The sequence below is a fragment of the Rhodococcus sp. NPDC059968 genome (assembly GCF_042738615.1).
Lineage (GTDB): Bacteria > Actinomycetota > Actinomycetes > Mycobacteriales > Mycobacteriaceae > Rhodococcus_F.
Map to the genome: position 1 here is coordinate 42,363 of NZ_JBHWUE010000037.1, position 17,119 is coordinate 59,481.

A 17,119-nucleotide genomic window follows, 5' to 3' on the forward strand; every position below is an offset into this window, starting at 1 on the left:
CGCGGCTCGGCGGCTCCCACTTCGATCGATCAGAACAACTGGTACTCACTGCCGAACACTTCGCTGACGGATCCGCCTCGGAAGACCTGGCTGATCGAGTCGGCGAGGACGCCGGCGCAGGACAGCACGCGCACGTTGGCCGGTGCCTGGGGCGACAGCGCGATCGTGTCGGTCACGACGATCTCTTCGAACGGCGATGCGGCGAGGTTGTCGTAGGCATGGCCGCTGAACACCGGGTGGGTGGCTGCGGCGAACACCCTCGACGCTCCTGCCCTCATCACCATCTCCCCCGCAGCACGGAGCGTGCCGGCGGTATCGATCATGTCGTCGACGATGATCGCGGTCTTGCCCCGAACATCTCCGATCACGTGACCTATCTCGGCGACCTGATGTCTCGGGCGTTCCTTGTCGAGAATCGCGAGATCGGCGCCGACGCACTGGGCGAAACTCTTGTTCAGCTTCACCCGGCCGGCGTCGGGTGCCACCACCACGAGATCCTCCATGTCGAGATCGATGAAGTACTGAGCGAGCAACCTCATTGCCGTCATGTGGTCCACCGGGATCTTGAACATGCCCTGGAGTTGTCCTGCATGCAGATCCATCGCCAGGAGACGGTCTGCTCCAGCCGATTCGAGCATCCGCGCGACCATACGTGCAGAGATCGGCTCTCGCGGGGCGCTCTGCTTGTCCTGCCTCGAGTACCCGTACCACGGCGTCACGGCGATGACGCGGTGCGCACTGGCAGCCACCGCGGCGTCGATCATCACCATCAGCTCCATCAGTGCGTCGTTGGTGGTGACCCCGGTATCGGGATTGGTACATGTCGGCTGAACGATGAAGACGTCGGCGTCGCGGATCGACTCCTCGAACCGGCAGTACACCTCCCCGTTCGAGAAGGTCTTCAGCACAACCGGACTCAGCCCCACGTCCAGCTCGGCACCGATCGCTTTCGCGATGTCGGGGTTGGCTCGACCGGAAAACAGTTTCAACCGCTTGCCGTAGTTCATCGGCATGCTCGTTGCGGTATCCACGGACGTGGCGCTGTCCGCACCACTACTTGTCGGGATGCTTCTCAAGGCGGCCACCGTTCAAGGACCTCACTGTCGTGTTGGTGGAAGGTAGTACTGATCTGCCTGTCGTCGACGTGCGGCGGCGCCGGTCAGAGCAGTCCGCGGCCGAGGACGTATGCACCGCGGAGATCGGACCCCTCGTACTCGATCGTCGCAAGCTCACGGACCCGGGCGCTCGCATTGACGGCCACCGTGTTCGGAAGCTTTCCGAACAGCGGGATGTCGGACGTGGAGTCGCCGTAAGCGACGCAGTCCCCTTCGGCGAGCCCATACTCCGCGAGTAGCTTGCTGACGATCGAGATCTTGTCCTCGGCGCTGAGGAGACTCTCCGGGCCGACCTCGCTCCTCAACGCCACCTGCGCGCCGAACGCCGAGTCGGCGCCCCAACCGGTCAGACGTTCCACGAAGAACTGGGGTGACTGAGAGATGACGGTGCTGTATTCGCCACGGTTGCGGATATCGGCGAAGACTTCGACCACGCCGCCGATCCACGGGGAGGCGGCGAACGCGCCATCGATGTCCGCCTCGCTGAGCCCTTCCCACAGTGGAAGGCAGAGTTCCCAGAAACGCACATCGCTGATCTCGCCCTTGAACCAGGATTGCTCGATCAGCTCGCCCGCAGCGAGTTCTCCGACCGCTCTCGAGATCTCGATAGAAGCAGTGGACTGCAGGAGGGTGCCGTCCATGTCGAAGACGTGCAGCTTAGTCATCTGTGAACCTAACTGTGTGTGGAACGAGTTACAAGCCTGCCCGGGGGCCGGCGACCAGGGCGTTGCGAAGGTTGTGCCCGGTCGCCGGCAGCTCTCAGGAGAGTGCGAGTTCAGCGTCGTTGTGCAGGGGTGCGATGGCGTCGGCGTAATAGCTCTCCGGCACCTCCCGCTCACTACGCTCGATCAGCTCGGAGAAATCCCACTTCCGCAGCAACTTGCCGTCACGGAACACCGGCTGCAGGATGTTCTCCTCCGGCGAGATCGACTCCCGCGGCACCGTCTGATACTCACCCTGCGACAGTCGCAACCCGAGACGGCCACGCTTGGACGCCTTCATCGCATCCCCGGTCGGCGCCTTCGCGATGCCCCGCCACTCACCATTGACACACACCGCACTGGCCTTCTGCCCGAAGTTCATCGTGTCCCGGTTGCAGTGCTGCAACAGCCCGCCACCCATCCCGAAGATCGCGTTCTCCGCGGACAAACCGCGGCGCTCGAGCTCCGCATACACCCGCGGGAGACTGTCACGGTTCACTCCGTCACCCTGCACGACCCGCACATAGTCGGGCAGCACCTTGAAGCCCTTGCTGTTGGTGGTGTACCCGAAGCTGTCCATCAACCACTCGGTCGTCTCCGCGGTCACCTGCACCACGTCACCCGAGTCCGGGCGCACCCCGACCAGTCCGGGGAAGTTGCGGATCACGTCGGCGAGCTCGCGGCCGATGATGTTCTTGACCGCGTTCTCGTGGTCGTAGGTGTCGGTCAGCAGCAACGCCACCCCGCTCGGTGCGTGCACCTCGAGCATGTTCCGCATCGCCGCGGCCTCGTTCTCGCGCCCCCACGCGCAGAAACTGGCGTGCTCGGAGTTCGGGCCGGAATTCGCCGGCGACACAGCGTTGTAGTACTCCTTCGCCGCGAGAATCCCCGGCACGGTGTCACTCTGGTTGAAGTTGACCAGGTGCGCCAACCCCCCGAGCGCGGCCGACTGCTGCGAGCTCACCCCGCGGGCACCGTAGTCGTGCAGGCAGTGTCGCAGAATTTCCGGGTGATCGGAGGTCCGGGCCAACGCCTCCTTGATGACCTGCTTGGCCAGCCAGCTGATGGTGCCCACCGTTGTCGGGTACCACACCCCACGCAGCAGGGCGGTCTCGAAGAAGCTCGTCACCCAGAAGTACTTCGGATCGGTGTTGATGATCTGCACCAGCACGTTGCGGGTCGGCATCACCAGGCCCTCGGGCACCGCCTCGATCTCCACCGGCAAGAACCCACCGTGATCGTTGAGGATCCCCAGCCAATTCTCCCGATTGAAGTGCATCCCCTGCTCACGGGTGATGCACTCCGCCTGATCGATATCCTCGAGCGTGATCGGACGCAGCAGATACTCCCTGATGAAGGCCTGCAAGCCCACGAACATCGTCACCGGAAACTCCCCACCCCGCGACTCGATGTAACTGGACACATACTCCGTGCCCGCCGGATACAGGGGGTAATGACAATGCTTGTAACTATCGGTGTTGATGATGATGTTGTCGTAACTCCGGGTCAAAGCCATCGCAATTTCGCCTTTTCTCGTGGTGTGTGATCGTTGCTACTTCTCTGCTGTCTGAATTTTCCAGGTCCAGGAGAGTACCCGCGAATGCGGCCGAACCTTCGCCTCCGAGGTGCTGCGTTCGACCTAGCACTGGATCCTGTACGACGTTGGTTACCAACATGTTTCGACTCATTACATCTAGAGAGCCGGTACCCGTCCCGCGGGCGACACACAGCGGGTTCGCTCTCTCAGTGCGCTGCATCACACATACTATTAACGTTTATAGTCGCGCAGTCAAGAGGTTCACGGAGATCAGTTCTCAGCTCGCGCACTGCGCTCGAAAAGCGGCTCGCGCAGCTGCTGGCCTGGACAATCTTTCGCCAACGATCAGCCGGCCACATCCCGCTTCCGCGCTCCGTCCCCCGGCACTGCCGAACCCTAAAACCCGATAGAACGACCAGAAAATAGAAAGGGTTCTACTCTTGTCGCGAATGCCTGAGCGACCCGCGAACACCTGCCGACCGGCCGCGTGACGGAATTGGACCAGGCAACGAAACGTGCACCTAGACAGACGAATACGGCCATCCACACGAGTGAATGACCGTATTCTCGCAGCCGGAGTCGAGGGCGCCGTGGCCAAGCGCCGGCACGGCGAGGCGACCGGTCGGTGCCGACTCGACGAAGCGACCATTCGGTTCTCCCGCTCATTGCGGGACGGTCGCCCTATTTACCCCAACCCCGGGCGGGTCCGCGCTCCGACACTTGTCAGTGGCGTCAGAGTGATCACGTTGCGGTCTCCGACCGCAACCCGACAACATTCAGTTAGTTCCTCTGCGTAGTTACCTCTAGGAAGCAGTAACGGGAGTGGAAATCTTGCGGTAGGTGTCCTTACGCCTGATGCGGTCGCCTTCGAACTCGAACACGTCGCACGCACGTGTTTCCAGAACGGTGCCGTCCCCGTGCCTCTGGAAGGTAGTCCACCGGGTTACAGCAAAATTCATACTTACAAGCGGCTTCTCCATCACGGTTTCAGTCGCCGAACCGCTTGGTCGAAGGTACATCTCGAATCCGCGACGAACATCGGCATGACCTTCGAACCGGACTCCCGGATCGGGGCCGACCGAAGAGTGGAAGGTGCAATTGTCGGTCATCAGGTTCATCAGTGCGTCGACGTCCTTGATGTTCCAGGCGTAGACGAACTGGTCGATCAACGCTGCACGGTCGTCAATAGTCATGGTTGCTCCATATGCTCGGGTTCGGGAAGCCTCCGGGTGCGCTGATGATCGCCGCACAGGGGCCTCGAAGGGTGGTTACGCCCGACTGCCGACCTCGATCTCGGTGGCGCGAGGCATCCCTGCGCGGGCCCCGACGTGGGTAACAGACAGCGCAGCAGCAACATTCGCAGCTCGGACGGCGCCGTCGAGCTCGTCTCCCGCCGCTAGCCGGGTGATCAGAACGCCATTGAAGGTATCGCCTGCGCCGGTGGTATCGCGGGCCACGGTAGGCCGTGGCCGAACGTGGTCGACGTTCCCGTCGGGCGTGAGTACCAGGGCACCGTCACCTCCCAGGGTGACGACGACCGGGGCGCCGGTGCGTGCCATGATCGCGGCGGCAGCCTTGCGGGCGTGAGTGTGCTCGTCACCGAGCATCTTGGCGAGTTCGAGACACTCACCGGCATTGGGCGTCAGGATCGGCCCGTACCCGAGGAGAGCGGCAACCCCGGGAATGGGAGGGGCCGGATTCAGGACACAGCGTGCACCCGCCGAGGCGGCAGCGACCACCGCAGCCTCCACCGCGGCGTCGGGTATCTCCGTGCTGACCAGCACTGAATCCGAGGGTCTCAGGTCGGAGGTGAGGGCCCGCGTCACGTGTTCGGCGCTCAGTGCGGCATTGGCGCCCGCACCGACGGCGATCTGGTTCTCGGCGCCCGGGTCGACGACGATCAACGCGACCCCGGTGGCTTCGTGCTCGAGGACGGTGACACCGTCCACCCAGATGCCCTCGGCGGTGAGTTCGTCCAGCGCTTCGGTGCCGTTGCCGTCCGCGCCTACCGCTCCGACGAGATGCACTTCCGCACCTGCCCGCGCGGCCGCCACCGCGGCGTTGGCGCCTTTGCCGCCGCCGTACCGTTCGACGCGGGTTCCCACGACGGTCTCGCCCGGACCGGGCAGTCTCTCCGCGGCGACGACCAGGTCGACGTTGATCGCTCCGACGACGAACACTCGCCCCCGGGTGGTGCCCGCGTCCAGCGACGTACTCATGAACTACCTAAGGGTGTGGCCACGGAATCTCTTATCTGTAGCAGGGTCGGGAACGGCTCGGGCGCGGGAGGGTCGACCTTGTCGTCGATGAGTTCGAACAGCAGGTTCGCGGCTCGCACACCCATGTCCCGAGCCGGTTGGCGGACTGTGGTCAATCTCGGCGTGAGGAGCGAGACCATCGGTAGGTCGTCGAATCCGACGACGCTGAGTTCTTCGGGCACTCGGATGCCCTCGGATCGGCAGTACTCGAGCACGCCGATGGCCATCAGGTCGTTCCCGCACAACAACGCTGTCGGACGCTCCGACGGCGGCCCGGCCAATGCCTTCGCTGCAAGTTCCGTACCCGACTCCTGCCGGTAGTTTCCACCGAAGACCGGAACGGTATCGGGTTCGATTCCGGCGGCTGCCAACGCTTCCCGATAACCGGCGAGTCGCTGTTGGGCCGTCCACAGACCCTCGGGACCGCCGATGACGGCGATCTTGCGATGGCCTGCTTCGAGCACATGTCGAGCGACTTCCCGGGCACCGCGGCGGTTGTCCGACACGATGGCCGGCAGGTCGAATCCGGGGACCTGCTCGTCCACCAGAACGATCGGACCGAGCCGGGTGAGTTCGAGAAGCGACGTCGGTGACGTCGACGCCCCCGACAGATAGATGATCCCGTTCAGCCGCTGACTTCGCAGCAGTCGCCCGTTGAGCGACTCTCCTCCGTCGATGGCTTCGGGGGCACACAACACGACGAGCACTCCACGAGCAGCTGCGGCCTGTTCGACGCCTTCCGCGAGGAGCGCGAAGAACTGGTTCGACAGTTCGGGGACCACGAGTCCGATCGTGGGCGCCGAACGTCTCTTCAACCCCCGCGCAGCCTCGTTGGGTGCGTAGTTGAGGACCCGCACAGCGTCGAGCACGCGGGCGCGACGTGCGGGCGCAACCGGTCCGCTGTCGTTCAAGACGTAGCTGACTGTGCTCACGGACACGCCCGCGTGCCGGGCCACGTCTTTCATCGTCGGGGGCTGACCATTGCTCATAAAATTCTCAATCTACCGCAGCAACTGCGTGCACCGGCGACACAAGGCTCGTGTCGAGGCCCGCAGCCCAGTTCACGATCGAAGTCCACAGCGCCTGATAGTGCTGCCACTGCACGAATTCCGGCGGCGCCCAATGGGGGGCCAAATCGGACGCGAAGGCCACCGTGCGGCCGACGCCGGCGGTACCGACGACCAGCAGCGGGTCTTCGCCGAAGTGCGCGACAACCGTCGCGTCGGACTTGGCGATGACCCGGTTGTAGCCGAGAAGCATCGGCCATTCCGCGGGGGTCCCGCCGAGGATCTCGTGATTCGGCTCGTCGAACGTGGCGTCGAGGCCTTCGGGAACTTCGATGCGGTCGTCGTAGCCGAGCATGGTGACCGGCAGCACCGGTGCCAGCGGGCTCATCCCGTAGCGGGCCTTGCCGTCGATCCCGGTGAACGACATGTAGCCGCCCACCATGATCAGGCCTCCGCCGGCTTCGGTGAAGTCCGCCAGCAGCGACAACCGGTTGACGCTGCGTTCGGATCGCAGGAACGTCTCGTCGGCCAGCAGGAAGGAGTTCGCTCCGATGTCGCTGAGGACCACGACGTCGAACTGCTGCAATTCTTCCAGCGTCTTCGGGAACCGCCCCGAGATCTCGTGGGCGCGCATGTACGTCACGTCGAGCCCGGAAGCCTCCAGCGAGCCCAGGAAGACGCCGCCGCCTTCCTCGTACTCGACTGTGCGGAATTCGTCGAAGCCCTTGATGTGCACCGTGTGCTTGATCCACGATTCGCCGACCACGAGCACCCGGGTGGCGCCGTCCTTAGTCGAAGTCATACCTACTCCAAATGTCAAAGAATGTGTGTGTGCAACTCGAGCCGTCGCCCGCGGTCGTCGTTGTCGGAAGCGGGCGGACCGGCGTCCCCGTCAGTGAACGAGGCGATGCCGGTCCGCCGTGATCTGCGGCGATGAACGGATCGGTCAGCTCTTGGGGAGCGGCCGGTCTCCTACGAAGTCCGGCAGCACACGAGCTTCCGGAACCTGCGGCATCGTCGTCTCGCGTGAATCCCAGCCGATCATCTTGTCCGGCACCAGTTCCAGGTAGCGGCGGTCGGCGAATTCACCGAACTCGAAGTACTGCTCGGCGTAGGGGTGACCCGTGCCGAAGTACTTCTCGAACACCTTGTCCTGGAGCTTCTTCACGAGAACCTCGTCGGTGGCTTCGACCAGCGTTCCCAGGATGCGTACACCGCTGACGGTGGCGTACTCGTCGCCCGAATCGACCAGCGCGGCGATCTTCCGGCCCGCCTGCGAGTTCGCACCGTGGCGGCTACCGGCGTCGATCGGCAGGAAGATCCTCTTCTCGTCGACGACGAACCACAGCGGAGTCAGGTAGATGGTCCCGTCGGCGTTCACGCTCGCCACACGGATGCTCTTGGCCCTGTCGAGGTAACCCCACCTCTTGTCGCCCCGCAGCGGGGCGGTCTGGCTTGCGGTCACGGCCATTGCTCTCTCACTTCCTCAGTTCTTGGAGGGTCTTGTGGTAATCCGGCACCTCGACGAGTCCCACGCGGGGAGACGGTCCGCTGGTCCAGAAGAAGACGGTCCGCACACCGGTGTTCTCGAGGGTGTAGGTGTATCCGGCCGGCAGGTAGATGTGCTCGCCCGGACCGGCTTCGAGCACGACCTCTCGGTCGTTCGCATCCTTGACCCGCAGCTTGATGTGCCCTTCGAGGCAGTAGTGCGTCTCGTCGAAGTTGGGCTGCTCCCAGTTGTAGGGGGCGTGGTCGGGCTCCTGGTAGCAGTAGCCCTGGCGGAAGTAGCGTGCGTCGTCGCGCTCCCGTGACAGGAAGATCGCGGTGTCGATGCCGGTGTTGAACTGTAGGCGCGGCATGCTGCTGATCTCGTCTTCGGTGATCACCCGCGGGTACCGTCGCGCGTTCGGCGCTGACGGATCGAAGTCGGCCATCCGGGTCTTCCCTTCATTTCGAGTCGGTTTCCGAGAGCATCCACAATGGTGGCCAGGCAGACTGAGCGCAGTTGGCTCGTGCTGGATCTTCGGGTGAGTTCCCCGCGACGACCACCGGGATTGCTCGCCGGTGTGAAACGTTTCCACTTTGGAGATCTAATCTGGCATTCCACCTGTTGTAATGCCGACTGGATTCGTTTCTAATCTACAAGAGCGGTTATGGAGCGTCAAGTGTTCGGGAGGATTCTCGCGTGCCTGTCCCGGACGCCGTCGCCAGGCCCGGGACCTGCACATACCGCACCGTGGACAGCCCTGTTCCCTCAGCGCACGGCGGCAACGTGTCGGTCTCCACCGGTCCGTGACTACACCCGCCGGGCCGCCGCCTTCCGGTACAGCGAGACCAGGGAGTTGGTCGATTCATCGTGACCGAGCGCGGGCGGCTCGTCCTGAGAGAGCTCGTCGACGATGCGGTGGGCGAGCACTTTGCCCAGCTCCACACCCCATTGATCGAACGAGTTGATCCCCCACAGAACCCCCTGGGTGAACACCTTGTGCTCGTACAGAGCCACCAGCTGACCGAGCACGAACGGGTCCAGCCTGCCCGCCAGCAGCGTGTTCGTCGGTCTGCCCCCCGCGAAACTTCGGTGCGCGACGAGGTCGGCCCGCACCCCGGCAGCCGCCACTTCCTCCGCACTGCGACCGAAGGCGAGAGCCTCGGTCTGAGCGAAGAAGTTCGCCATCAACAGATCGTGGTGTTCGTCAGGACCGTCGACGGGACGAAGAAAGCCGATGAAGTCGCAGGGGACGAGATGGGTGCCCTGGTGCAGCAGCTGGTAGAAGGCGTGCTGGCCGTTCGTGCCGGGTTCGCCCCACACGACCGGGCCGGTTCGGACCCGGACCGGCCGGCCCTCGGTGTCCACCGATTTGCCGTTGCTCTCCATGTCGAGCTGCTGCAAGTACGCCGGAAAGCGTGCGAGGTACTTGCTGTAGGGCAGGACGGCATGAGTCTGAGCCTCGTGAAAATTGTTGTACCAGAGTCCGATCAGTGCGAGGAGCACCGGCATGTTGCGGGCGAACGGCGCCTCGCGGAAATGAGTGTCCATCGCACGGAAGCCGTCGAGCATCGAGGCGAAGTTCTCCGGCCCGATCGCGATCATCAACGACAGTCCGACCGCCGACTCGACGGAGTACCTACCGCCGACCCAATCCCAGAAACCGAACATGTTCTCGGTATCGATCCCGAAGCGACGCACCTGTTCCGCATTGGTGGAGACGGCGACGAAGTGTCTGCGAACCGCATCCTCGTTGCCGAGCGCGTCCACCAGGAGCCGGCGCGCGGTGCGCGCATTGGTCAGTGTCTCGACAGTGGTGAACGTCTTGGACACGACGACGTACAGGGTCTCGCTCTGATCGAGATCCCGGACCGCCGACACGATGTCCGAGCCGTCGACATTGGAGACGAAACGGACGTTCAGTCCCGGATCCGAGTAGGCCGACAGCGCCTCGGCGGCCATCGCGGGGCCGAGATCCGACCCGCCGATCCCGATGTTCACCACGTTCTTTATGGCCTTACCCGTGTATCCCAGCCACTCCCCCGACCGGATCCGGGTCGCGAAGGCCGCCATGTCGTCGAGCACGCGGTGCACCCCCGGGACGACGTCACCTCCGTCGATCACCATTCGCTCACCGCGTGCGGCGCGCAGTGCCACGTGTGCCGCGGCGCGATCTTCGGTCGTATTGATTCGCTCCCCCGCGAACATTGCCTCGATCCGCCGGTCCACCCCGGCGGCGTAGGCGAGGTCGACCAACTCGCCGATCACCTCGGCGTCGACGAGGTTCTTCGAGTAATCCAATAGCAGTCCGTCGACACCGAGGGTGAACTCGGCAGCGCGACCGGGATTTTCGGTGAAGAGTCGGCGAAGCGATACTCCGTCGAGGCGCGCTCGGTGTTTCGCGAGCGCGGCCCACTGCGGCCGCTGATCGACCGGGGTCTGAAGGAATTCCATCATCGCCTCACACTTCTCGGGCCTGGACCGCCGAGACGGGGAACGGCGGTGGTATCTGTGCTGGGTTACGGGGCCGGTCGATCTGCGCGCGGGCGTCGTCGAGAAGCAGCGCGACGGTCGAGGTGAGGTCGTTCCAGGCGACCTCGAACTTCTGCAGTCCCTCCGTTTCGAGCGCACGGACGACGTCGTCGTACTCGACTCCGGCGAGTGTGAGCTTGTCGAGGATCGTGCGCGAGGTGTCGTATGTTCCGGAGATGCTGTCGCCGTCCACGACCCCGTGATCGGCCACGGCGCGTAGCGTCTCCTCCGGCATCGTGTTCACCGTTCGGGCGGCGATCAACTCGGTGACGTACCGGGTGTCGAAGTACGCGGGGTCCTTGACCCCGGTGGATGCCCACAGGAGGCGCTGCGGGTGGGCGCCGTCGGCCTCGAGCGCGCGCCATCGAGGAGTGCGCAGCATCGTCTCGAACTTCTCGTAGGCGAGCCTGGCGTTTGCTAGCGCTGCCGCCCCGCGCAGGTAGTCGCGAGCGTCCTCGCCCAGGCGCCGGTCTACTTCCGTGTCCACTCGGGAGATGAAAAATGATGCCACCGACTGGATGCCGGACAGGTCGTGGCCGTTCGCGCGGGCCTGCTCGAGACCGGCCATGAATGCGTCCTGGACGCCTTCGTAACGTTCGAGAGAGAAGATCAGCGTCACGTTGACGCCGATGCCGGCCGCGAGCGTCTGTGTGATGGCGGGAAGGCACTCGGCCGTCGCCGGAATCTTGATCAGGACGTTGCCGCGACCGATCGATCGAAAGAGATCGCGGGCCTCGGCGACGGTGCCCGGCACGTTGCGCGAAAGGTAGGGATCCACCTCGATCGAGACATATCCGTCGGCACCGCCGGACCGTTCGTACGTCTCCTGCAGAATCTCACAGGCCCACCGGACGTCGGTGGTGGTCAACGCACGTACGGCCTCGGCGGCATCCGCCCCCGCGATCGCCAGCTCGCGGATCTGCTCACCGTAGGCGTCCTCACCCGACCGCAGGGCGTTCTCGAAGATCGACGGGTTGGTGGTCACGCCGGACACGGACCAGTTCCGCACGAGTGCGGCCAGGCTCCCCGACGCCAGGCGGTGACGAGACAGATCGTCGAGCCACACGGCGACGCCGGCGGCGGACAGCCGCTGGAGCGGGCCGGGCGCGGCCGAGGATTCCGCGGAGTTGCACCCCTCCCACGCCGGCCCTTCGTCGGTGCCGAGGTACTCGTGGGGGCGAACGGTGCGCCCTCGATCGTTTCTCATTCGAAGTCTCCTTGACCGTTCCGGCATGGGCACTTATTGTCATGTAAACGTTTCTACTCGGGAGGTCATCTCATCACATGCCGAATGCCCCTGACAACCTCACGACCCACGATTCCCCGAGCGCCTCGGTCGGCCTGATCGCCGCGATGACGCTCCGGCTCGGACACCCCGGCGGGATTCCTGGACGCGACACACCTACTCGGATGCCGTCGCGTTCCATCGCCGCAGGTGATAGCCCTGCAATCCCACGTTCGACTCCTTCCATGCCCCAGGTCAGGTGACCATGTCCAACACCTCTGCGTCTGCAACGCTCCTCGACGAGGCCGCGACACTCTTCATCGATGGTGAGTGGTGCACCTCGGAACAGATATTTAAACGATTCGAGCCGTACGAGACAGATCGCCTGTCGGGCACCTTCGCGTCGGCGACTCCCGCTCACGTCCGCCGCGCCTACGACGCGGCCGAGAAGGCCCAGCCGGGATGGGCGGCCACATCTGCCGTCCAACGCGCCGACGTCCTGCGCCGAGCAGCCGACCTGCTCGAGGCCAGGGTCGAGACAGCCGCTCGCCGGCTCACCGCCGACATGGGCAAGGCCATCCGCGACGCCCGCGGCGAGGTGCTGCGCAGCGCTGCGATCCTGCGCTACTACGCCGGCGATCTGCAGCAGCCCTCGGGCGAGACCTACCCGAGCGCAAACCCCGAGACCGTTCTGCTCACCGTCGAGCAACCCCTCGGGATCGTCTGCGCCATCACGCCGTGGAACTTTCCGTTCGCGATTCCGACGTGGAAAATCGCTCCCGCAGTCGCATTCGGCAACTCCGTGGTGTGGAAGCCGGCCGAAGTGGCCTCCGGCAGCGCGGTGTTGCTCACCGAAATTTTCGCCGAGGCGGGTTTGCCGACCGGTGTGCTCAATCTGGTCACCGGCAAGGGCCGTTCCCTGTCCGGTTCGTTGACCGGGGACCACCGCTTGGCGGCGTTGACCTTCACCGGATCCAACGGTGTCGGTGTCCGCCTCCGTGAGGCGGTCGCAGACCGCAACGTCAAGGTGCAACTCGAGCTCGGCGGCAAGAACCCCGCCATCGTGCTGGCGGACGCCGACCTCGAGGACGCGGCCGTGCAGGTAGTTCGCGGAGCCATGCTGGCCGCCGGACAGCGCTGCACGGCCACCAGTCGTGTGTATGTTCAGCGCCCGGTGGCCACGGAATTCCGCGAACTGCTGCTCGCCCAGGTCAACCGACTGGTGGTGGGCAACCCGTACGACGAGGCCACCGACATCGGGCCGATGTCCTCACCGGAGCAACGCGACACCGTCGTCGAGTACCTTCGGCTCGCACACGAGGAGGGTGCGGACATCCTTCTCGGTGGCAAGACAGACGGTGAGGGCTGCTTCCTCGAACCGACGGTACTGACCGGTGTGGCCCCGTCCAGCCGACTTGTGCGGGAGGAAATCTTCGGCCCGGTGCTCGTCCTGACCGAGGTCGAGGATTTCGACGAAGCCCTCGCCGCGGCGAACGACACCGAGTTCGGCCTGTCGGCCTCGCTGTTCACCTCGAACATCTCCAAAGCCATGCAGTTCGTGCACCGCATCAATTCCGGCCTGGTCCATGTCAATCGGGAGACGGCGAGTGTAGAGCCGCACGTCCCGTTCGGCGGCGTCAAGGCCTCGAGCAGCATGAATCGTGAGCAGGGAAAGGCTGCCCGCACGTTCTTCACCACCACCAAAACGGTCTATCTCAGATCGCCGAACTGACGGGGGCGATCGCACATTTTCGAGATCAACCGCTTGGCCCCAGCACTTTTCAGAACAACCAACGCTTCGACGGAGGAAAACGATGGACCACACTCGGAAGTTCTACATCGACGGCACCTGGGTAGACCCGATCGGCTCGAAGACGCTCGAGGTGATCAACCCGGCGACGGAGAAGCCGATCGCCACCATCGCGATGGGCAACGAACAGGACGTTGACCTCGCAGTCACCGCCGCACGCACGGCCTTCGACAGTTTCGCCTCGACCACCCCGGCCGAGCGCATCGCCCTGCTGAAGAAAATCATCGAGGTGTACCAACGCCGCATGAAGGACCTGGCGGCCGCCGTCACCAGCGAGATGGGAGCGCCCACCGGCCTCGCGGAGGCCGCTCAGGCACCGGCGGGTCTCGGGCACTTCATGGCGACGCTCGACGCCCTCGAGAACTTCACGTTCGAGGAAACGATCGACACCACGACGGTGGTGCGCGAGCCGGTCGGCGTCTGCGCCTTCATCACCCCATGGAACTGGCCGCTCAACCAGATCGTCGCCAAGGTGGCGCCCGCCCTCGCAGCCGGATGCACGATGGTGCTCAAACCGTCGGAGATCGCGCCCCTCAACGCGATCATCTTCGCCGAGATCCTCGACGAAGCCGGGGTTCCCGCAGGCGTCTTCAACCTCGTCAACGGTGACGGCCTGACCGTGGGAACGGCACTGTCCGCGCACCCCGAAGTCGACATGGTCTCGTTCACCGGGTCGACGCGGGCCGGCGTCGAGGTCGCCAAGAACGCGGCACCGACGGTCAAGCGCGTCGCCCAGGAACTCGGCGGCAAGTCGGCGAACATCGTGCTCGACGACGCCGACTTCGACGACGTCATCACCCGCGACGTCACCGGCATGGTGGTGAACTCGGGCCAGTCCTGCAACGCCGGATCCCGCATCCTCATCCCCGCGGATCGCATGGACGAGGCTGTGGAGATCGCAAAGAAGGCCGCGGCCACCATCGTCGTCGGAGCGCCGGATGCGGAGGGCACGACCGTCGGTCCCGTGGTGTCGCAGGCACAGTTCGACAAGATCCAGGGACTCATCCAGAAGGGCATCGACGAGGGCGGCACGCTCGTTGTCGGTGGTACCGGCCGCCCGGACGGGCTGCAGGAGGGTTACTTCGTCAAGCCCACCGTCTTCGCCGACGTCACCAATGACATGACGATCGCGCAGGAGGAGATCTTCGGGCCGGTGATGATGTTCATCGGCTACGAAGACGAGGACGACGCGGTGCGCATCGCCAACGACACCCAATACGGGCTCGCCGGCATGGTGTCTTCCGGCAACCCCGAACGTGCACGCAAGGTCGCACGGCGGATGCGGACCGGAATGGTGCACCTCAACGGTGCCCCGCTGGCCGCCAATGCACCGTTCGGTGGATACAAGCAGTCCGGCAACGGCCGTGAATTCGGCAAGTTCGGTTTGGAGGACTTCCTCGAGGTGAAGGCCATCTTCGGGGACAACCAGAACTGACACACCCACGGGAGGTCGAGCACTCGTGCCCACGGGGCTCGGCCTCCCACACCGGTTGTGCTCTGTCGATTCGGAAAGGCTCCACGCTATGCAGATCGGGCTTATCGGGCTGGGAAAGATGGGCTTCAACATGCGCGAACGGCTCCGCCGTTCGGGCACCGAAGTCCTCGGTTACGACCCACACGTCAACAGCTCCGACGTGTCGTCCATCGACGCGCTCGTCGAAGCACTCCCCTCACCGCGCATCGTCTGGGTGATGGTGCCGGCGGGTGTGCCGACGCAGGAGACGATCACGCACCTGTCACGGGCGCTTTCTCCGGGCGACCTCGTCATCGAAGGAGGCAACTCCCGCTTCAGCGACGACATCCACCACGCGAAAGCCCTCGACGCGCGAGGGGTCGGGTACCTCGACTGCGGTGTGTCCGGCGGAATCTGGGGTCTCGAGAACGGCTACGCATTGATGGTGGGCGGATCCGAGGAGCACGTCGACAGGGCGATGCCGCTCTTCGACGCCCTCCGCCCCGAAGGCCCGCGCAGTGAAGGCTTCGTACACGCGGGACCCGTTGGAGCAGGACATTATTCAAAGATGGTGCACAACGGGATCGAGTACGGCCTGATGCAGGCGTACGCGGAGGGCTTCGAGCTGCTCGAGGCCACGGAACTCGTCGAGAACGTCCCGGCAGTGATCGAAGCCTGGAGCCGTGGCACCGTGGTGCGATCATGGCTCCTCGACCTCCTCGTGCGCGCCCTCAAAGACGATCCCGAGCTGTCCGGGATCTCCGGCTGGACCCAAGACTCCGGAGAAGGCCGGTGGACCGTCGAAGAGGCCATCCGCAATGCCGTTCCGGTACCGGTCATCTCGGCTGCACTCTTCGCCCGGTTCGCCAGCAGGCAGGAAACCTCACCGTCGATGAAGGCGGTCTCCGCCCTGCGGAAACAATTCGGTGGACACTCCACGAGCAGCGAAGACGCTGCACTCGATCAGGTGAAGGTAGCGGCCCGATGACCGTGAGCCGCCGGGAGAAGCCGGACCGCAATCTCGCCCTCGAACTGGTCCGCGTGACGGAAGCAGCCGCGATGGCGGCCGGACGCTGGGTGGGACGGGGCGACAAGATCGGCGGCGACGGCGCCGCAGTCGACGCAATTCGGCAGCTCATCAATTCCGTGACCATGCGCGGAGTCGTCGTGATCGGCGAAGGCGAGAAAGACAACGCCCCCATGCTCTACAACGGCGAGTGCGTCGGCACCGGCGACGGTCCCGAGTGCGATGTCGCGGTCGACCCGGTGGACGGCACGACGATGATGTCCAAGGGAATGTCCAATGCCATCGCCGTGCTCGCGGTGTCCGAGCGCGGAACGATGTTCGATCCGTCTGCGGTGTTCTACATGGAGAAGATCGCGGTCGGTCCCGATGCCGCCGACGTCATCGACATCACCGCGCCGGTCCACGAGAACATCCGACGGGTGGCACGAGCGAAGAAGTCGTCGGTCTCGGACGTGACAGTGGCCGTACTCGACCGGCTCCGCCACGGCGACCTCATCAATACCGTGCGAGACGCCGGAGCCAGGGTCCAACTGCTGGCGGACGGCGATGTCGCCGGCACCATCGCAGCCGCGGATCCACGTTCGGCACCGGACATGCTGCTGGGGATCGGCGGCACACCCGAGGGCGTGATCGCAGCAGCGGCCCTGCGATGCATGGGAGGCGCGATCCAGGGCCGGCTCGCACCCACCAACGATGCCGAACGCCGGCGAGCGATCGACGCGGGCCACGACCTCGACCGGGTGCTTCATACCGAGGATCTCGTTTCCGGAGACAACGTGTTCTTCTGCGCGACGGGTGTCACCGACGGTGACCTGCTCCGCGGGGTGCGATACGCCGCCGGCGGAGCCTCCACCCAGTCGATCGTCATGCGATCCAAGTCCGGCACGGTCCGGATGATCGACGGACGACACAGTCTGAACAAACTCCGTGAGTACTCCGCGGTGAACTTCCACGGCTGACGACCCACT

General features: G+C 64.6%; 15 protein-coding genes. 4 read left to right on the plus strand and 11 right to left on the minus strand.

What is annotated here, in order from left to right; genetic code table 11:
• Positions 1 to 29: 29 nt before the first annotated feature.
• The 11 genes from ACFWAY_RS26730 to tal form a co-directional block, all read right to left on the minus strand.
• A complete protein-coding gene (locus ACFWAY_RS26730) occupies positions 30 to 1,007 on the minus strand; it encodes a ribose-phosphate diphosphokinase (RefSeq protein WP_378512829.1) in 978 nt (325 codons plus the stop codon).
• Between the two features lie 152 nt (positions 1,008 to 1,159).
• A complete protein-coding gene (locus ACFWAY_RS26735; protein WP_378512791.1) occupies positions 1,160 to 1,780 on the minus strand; it encodes an HAD family hydrolase in 621 nt (206 codons plus the stop codon).
• A gap of 94 nt (positions 1,781 to 1,874) precedes the next feature.
• A complete protein-coding gene (locus tag ACFWAY_RS26740; RefSeq protein WP_378512792.1) occupies positions 1,875 to 3,332 on the minus strand; it encodes a nicotinate phosphoribosyltransferase in 1,458 nt (485 codons plus the stop codon).
• Positions 3,333 to 4,156: 824 nt separating this feature from the next.
• Entirely contained in the window at positions 4,157 to 4,546 is a 390-nt protein-coding gene (locus ACFWAY_RS26745; RefSeq protein ID WP_378512793.1) for a nuclear transport factor 2 family protein, read from the minus strand.
• Positions 4,547 to 4,621: 75 nt separating this feature from the next.
• Entirely contained in the window at positions 4,622 to 5,572 is a 951-nt protein-coding gene (locus ACFWAY_RS26750; protein ID WP_378512794.1) for a PfkB family carbohydrate kinase, read from the minus strand.
• Positions 5,569 to 6,600, minus strand: coding sequence for a LacI family DNA-binding transcriptional regulator (locus ACFWAY_RS26755; RefSeq protein ID WP_378512795.1), 1,032 nt, complete (start codon positions 6,598 to 6,600; stop codon positions 5,569 to 5,571). Before ACFWAY_RS26755 ends, ACFWAY_RS26750 begins: the two co-directional genes overlap by 4 nt.
• Positions 6,601 to 6,607: 7 nt before the next feature.
• Positions 6,608 to 7,420, minus strand: coding sequence for a glutamine amidotransferase (locus ACFWAY_RS26760; protein WP_378512796.1), 813 nt, complete (start codon positions 7,418 to 7,420; stop codon positions 6,608 to 6,610).
• Positions 7,421 to 7,564: 144 nt separating this feature from the next.
• Complete coding sequence (locus ACFWAY_RS26765) at positions 7,565 to 8,089, minus strand: pyridoxamine 5'-phosphate oxidase family protein (protein ID WP_378512797.1); 525 nt, start codon at positions 8,087 to 8,089, stop codon at positions 7,565 to 7,567.
• Positions 8,090 to 8,096: 7 nt separating this feature from the next.
• Positions 8,097 to 8,552, minus strand: a complete 456-nt coding sequence (locus ACFWAY_RS26770) for a hypothetical protein (protein WP_009479929.1) — start codon at positions 8,550 to 8,552, stop codon at positions 8,097 to 8,099.
• A gap of 362 nt (positions 8,553 to 8,914) precedes the next feature.
• Positions 8,915 to 10,561, minus strand: a complete 1,647-nt coding sequence (gene pgi / locus ACFWAY_RS26775) for a glucose-6-phosphate isomerase (protein WP_378512798.1) — start codon at positions 10,559 to 10,561, stop codon at positions 8,915 to 8,917.
• Positions 10,562 to 10,565: 4 nt separating this feature from the next.
• Positions 10,566 to 11,843 (minus strand): transaldolase, encoded by a 1,278-nt coding sequence (gene tal, locus ACFWAY_RS26780; protein WP_378512799.1) that lies wholly within the window; start codon positions 11,841 to 11,843, stop codon positions 10,566 to 10,568.
• A gap of 283 nt (positions 11,844 to 12,126) precedes the next feature.
• On the opposite strand from tal, the gene ACFWAY_RS26785 reads away from it, so the two are divergent.
• The 4 genes from ACFWAY_RS26785 to glpX all read left to right on the plus strand — a co-directional run bounded on the left by ACFWAY_RS26785 (position 12,127) and on the right by glpX (position 17,110).
• Complete coding sequence (locus ACFWAY_RS26785; RefSeq protein ID WP_378512800.1) at positions 12,127 to 13,593, plus strand: aldehyde dehydrogenase family protein; 1,467 nt, start codon at positions 12,127 to 12,129, stop codon at positions 13,591 to 13,593.
• 82 nt (positions 13,594 to 13,675) lie between these two features.
• On the plus strand, positions 13,676 to 15,106 hold the full coding sequence (locus ACFWAY_RS26790; RefSeq protein ID WP_378512801.1) for an aldehyde dehydrogenase family protein: 1,431 nt from the start codon (positions 13,676 to 13,678) through the stop codon (positions 15,104 to 15,106).
• A gap of 55 nt (positions 15,107 to 15,161) precedes the next feature.
• Entirely contained in the window at positions 15,162 to 16,112 is a 951-nt protein-coding gene (gene gnd / locus ACFWAY_RS26795; RefSeq protein ID WP_378512830.1) for a phosphogluconate dehydrogenase (NAD(+)-dependent, decarboxylating), read from the plus strand.
• Positions 16,109 to 17,110 (plus strand): class II fructose-bisphosphatase, encoded by a 1,002-nt coding sequence (gene glpX, locus ACFWAY_RS26800; RefSeq protein WP_378512802.1) that lies wholly within the window; start codon positions 16,109 to 16,111, stop codon positions 17,108 to 17,110. Before gnd ends, glpX begins: the two co-directional genes overlap by 4 nt.
• Positions 17,111 to 17,119 lie beyond the last annotated feature (9 nt).

What these genes read in the sequence shown, in the direction of transcription:
- ACFWAY_RS26730 (WP_378512829.1), bottom strand. Translation starts at nt 1,007, where the DNA reads ATGAACTACGGCAAGCGGTTGAAACTGTTTTCCGGTCGAGCCAACCCC.
- ACFWAY_RS26735 (WP_378512791.1), bottom strand. Translation starts at nt 1,780, where the DNA reads ATGACTAAGCTGCACGTCTTCGACATGGACGGCACCCTCCTGCAGTCC.
- ACFWAY_RS26740 (WP_378512792.1), bottom strand. Translation starts at nt 3,332, where the DNA reads ATGGCTTTGACCCGGAGTTACGACAACATCATCATCAACACCGATAGT.
- ACFWAY_RS26745 (WP_378512793.1), bottom strand. Translation starts at nt 4,546, where the DNA reads ATGACTATTGACGACCGTGCAGCGTTGATCGACCAGTTCGTCTACGCC.
- ACFWAY_RS26750 (WP_378512794.1), bottom strand. Translation starts at nt 5,572, where the DNA reads ATGAGTACGTCGCTGGACGCGGGCACCACCCGGGGGCGAGTGTTCGTC.
- ACFWAY_RS26755 (WP_378512795.1), bottom strand. Translation starts at nt 6,600, where the DNA reads ATGAGCAATGGTCAGCCCCCGACGATGAAAGACGTGGCCCGGCACGCG.
- ACFWAY_RS26760 (WP_378512796.1), bottom strand. Translation starts at nt 7,420, where the DNA reads ATGACTTCGACTAAGGACGGCGCCACCCGGGTGCTCGTGGTCGGCGAA.
- ACFWAY_RS26765 (WP_378512797.1), bottom strand. Translation starts at nt 8,089, where the DNA reads ATGGCCGTGACCGCAAGCCAGACCGCCCCGCTGCGGGGCGACAAGAGG.
- ACFWAY_RS26770 (WP_009479929.1), bottom strand. Translation starts at nt 8,552, where the DNA reads ATGGCCGACTTCGATCCGTCAGCGCCGAACGCGCGACGGTACCCGCGG.
- pgi (WP_378512798.1), bottom strand. Translation starts at nt 10,561, where the DNA reads ATGATGGAATTCCTTCAGACCCCGGTCGATCAGCGGCCGCAGTGGGCC.
- tal (WP_378512799.1), bottom strand. Translation starts at nt 11,843, where the DNA reads ATGAGAAACGATCGAGGGCGCACCGTTCGCCCCCACGAGTACCTCGGC.
- ACFWAY_RS26785 (WP_378512800.1), top strand. Translation starts at nt 12,127, where the DNA reads ATGTCCAACACCTCTGCGTCTGCAACGCTCCTCGACGAGGCCGCGACA.
- ACFWAY_RS26790 (WP_378512801.1), top strand. Translation starts at nt 13,676, where the DNA reads ATGGACCACACTCGGAAGTTCTACATCGACGGCACCTGGGTAGACCCG.
- glpX (WP_378512802.1), top strand. Translation starts at nt 16,109, where the DNA reads ATGACCGTGAGCCGCCGGGAGAAGCCGGACCGCAATCTCGCCCTCGAA.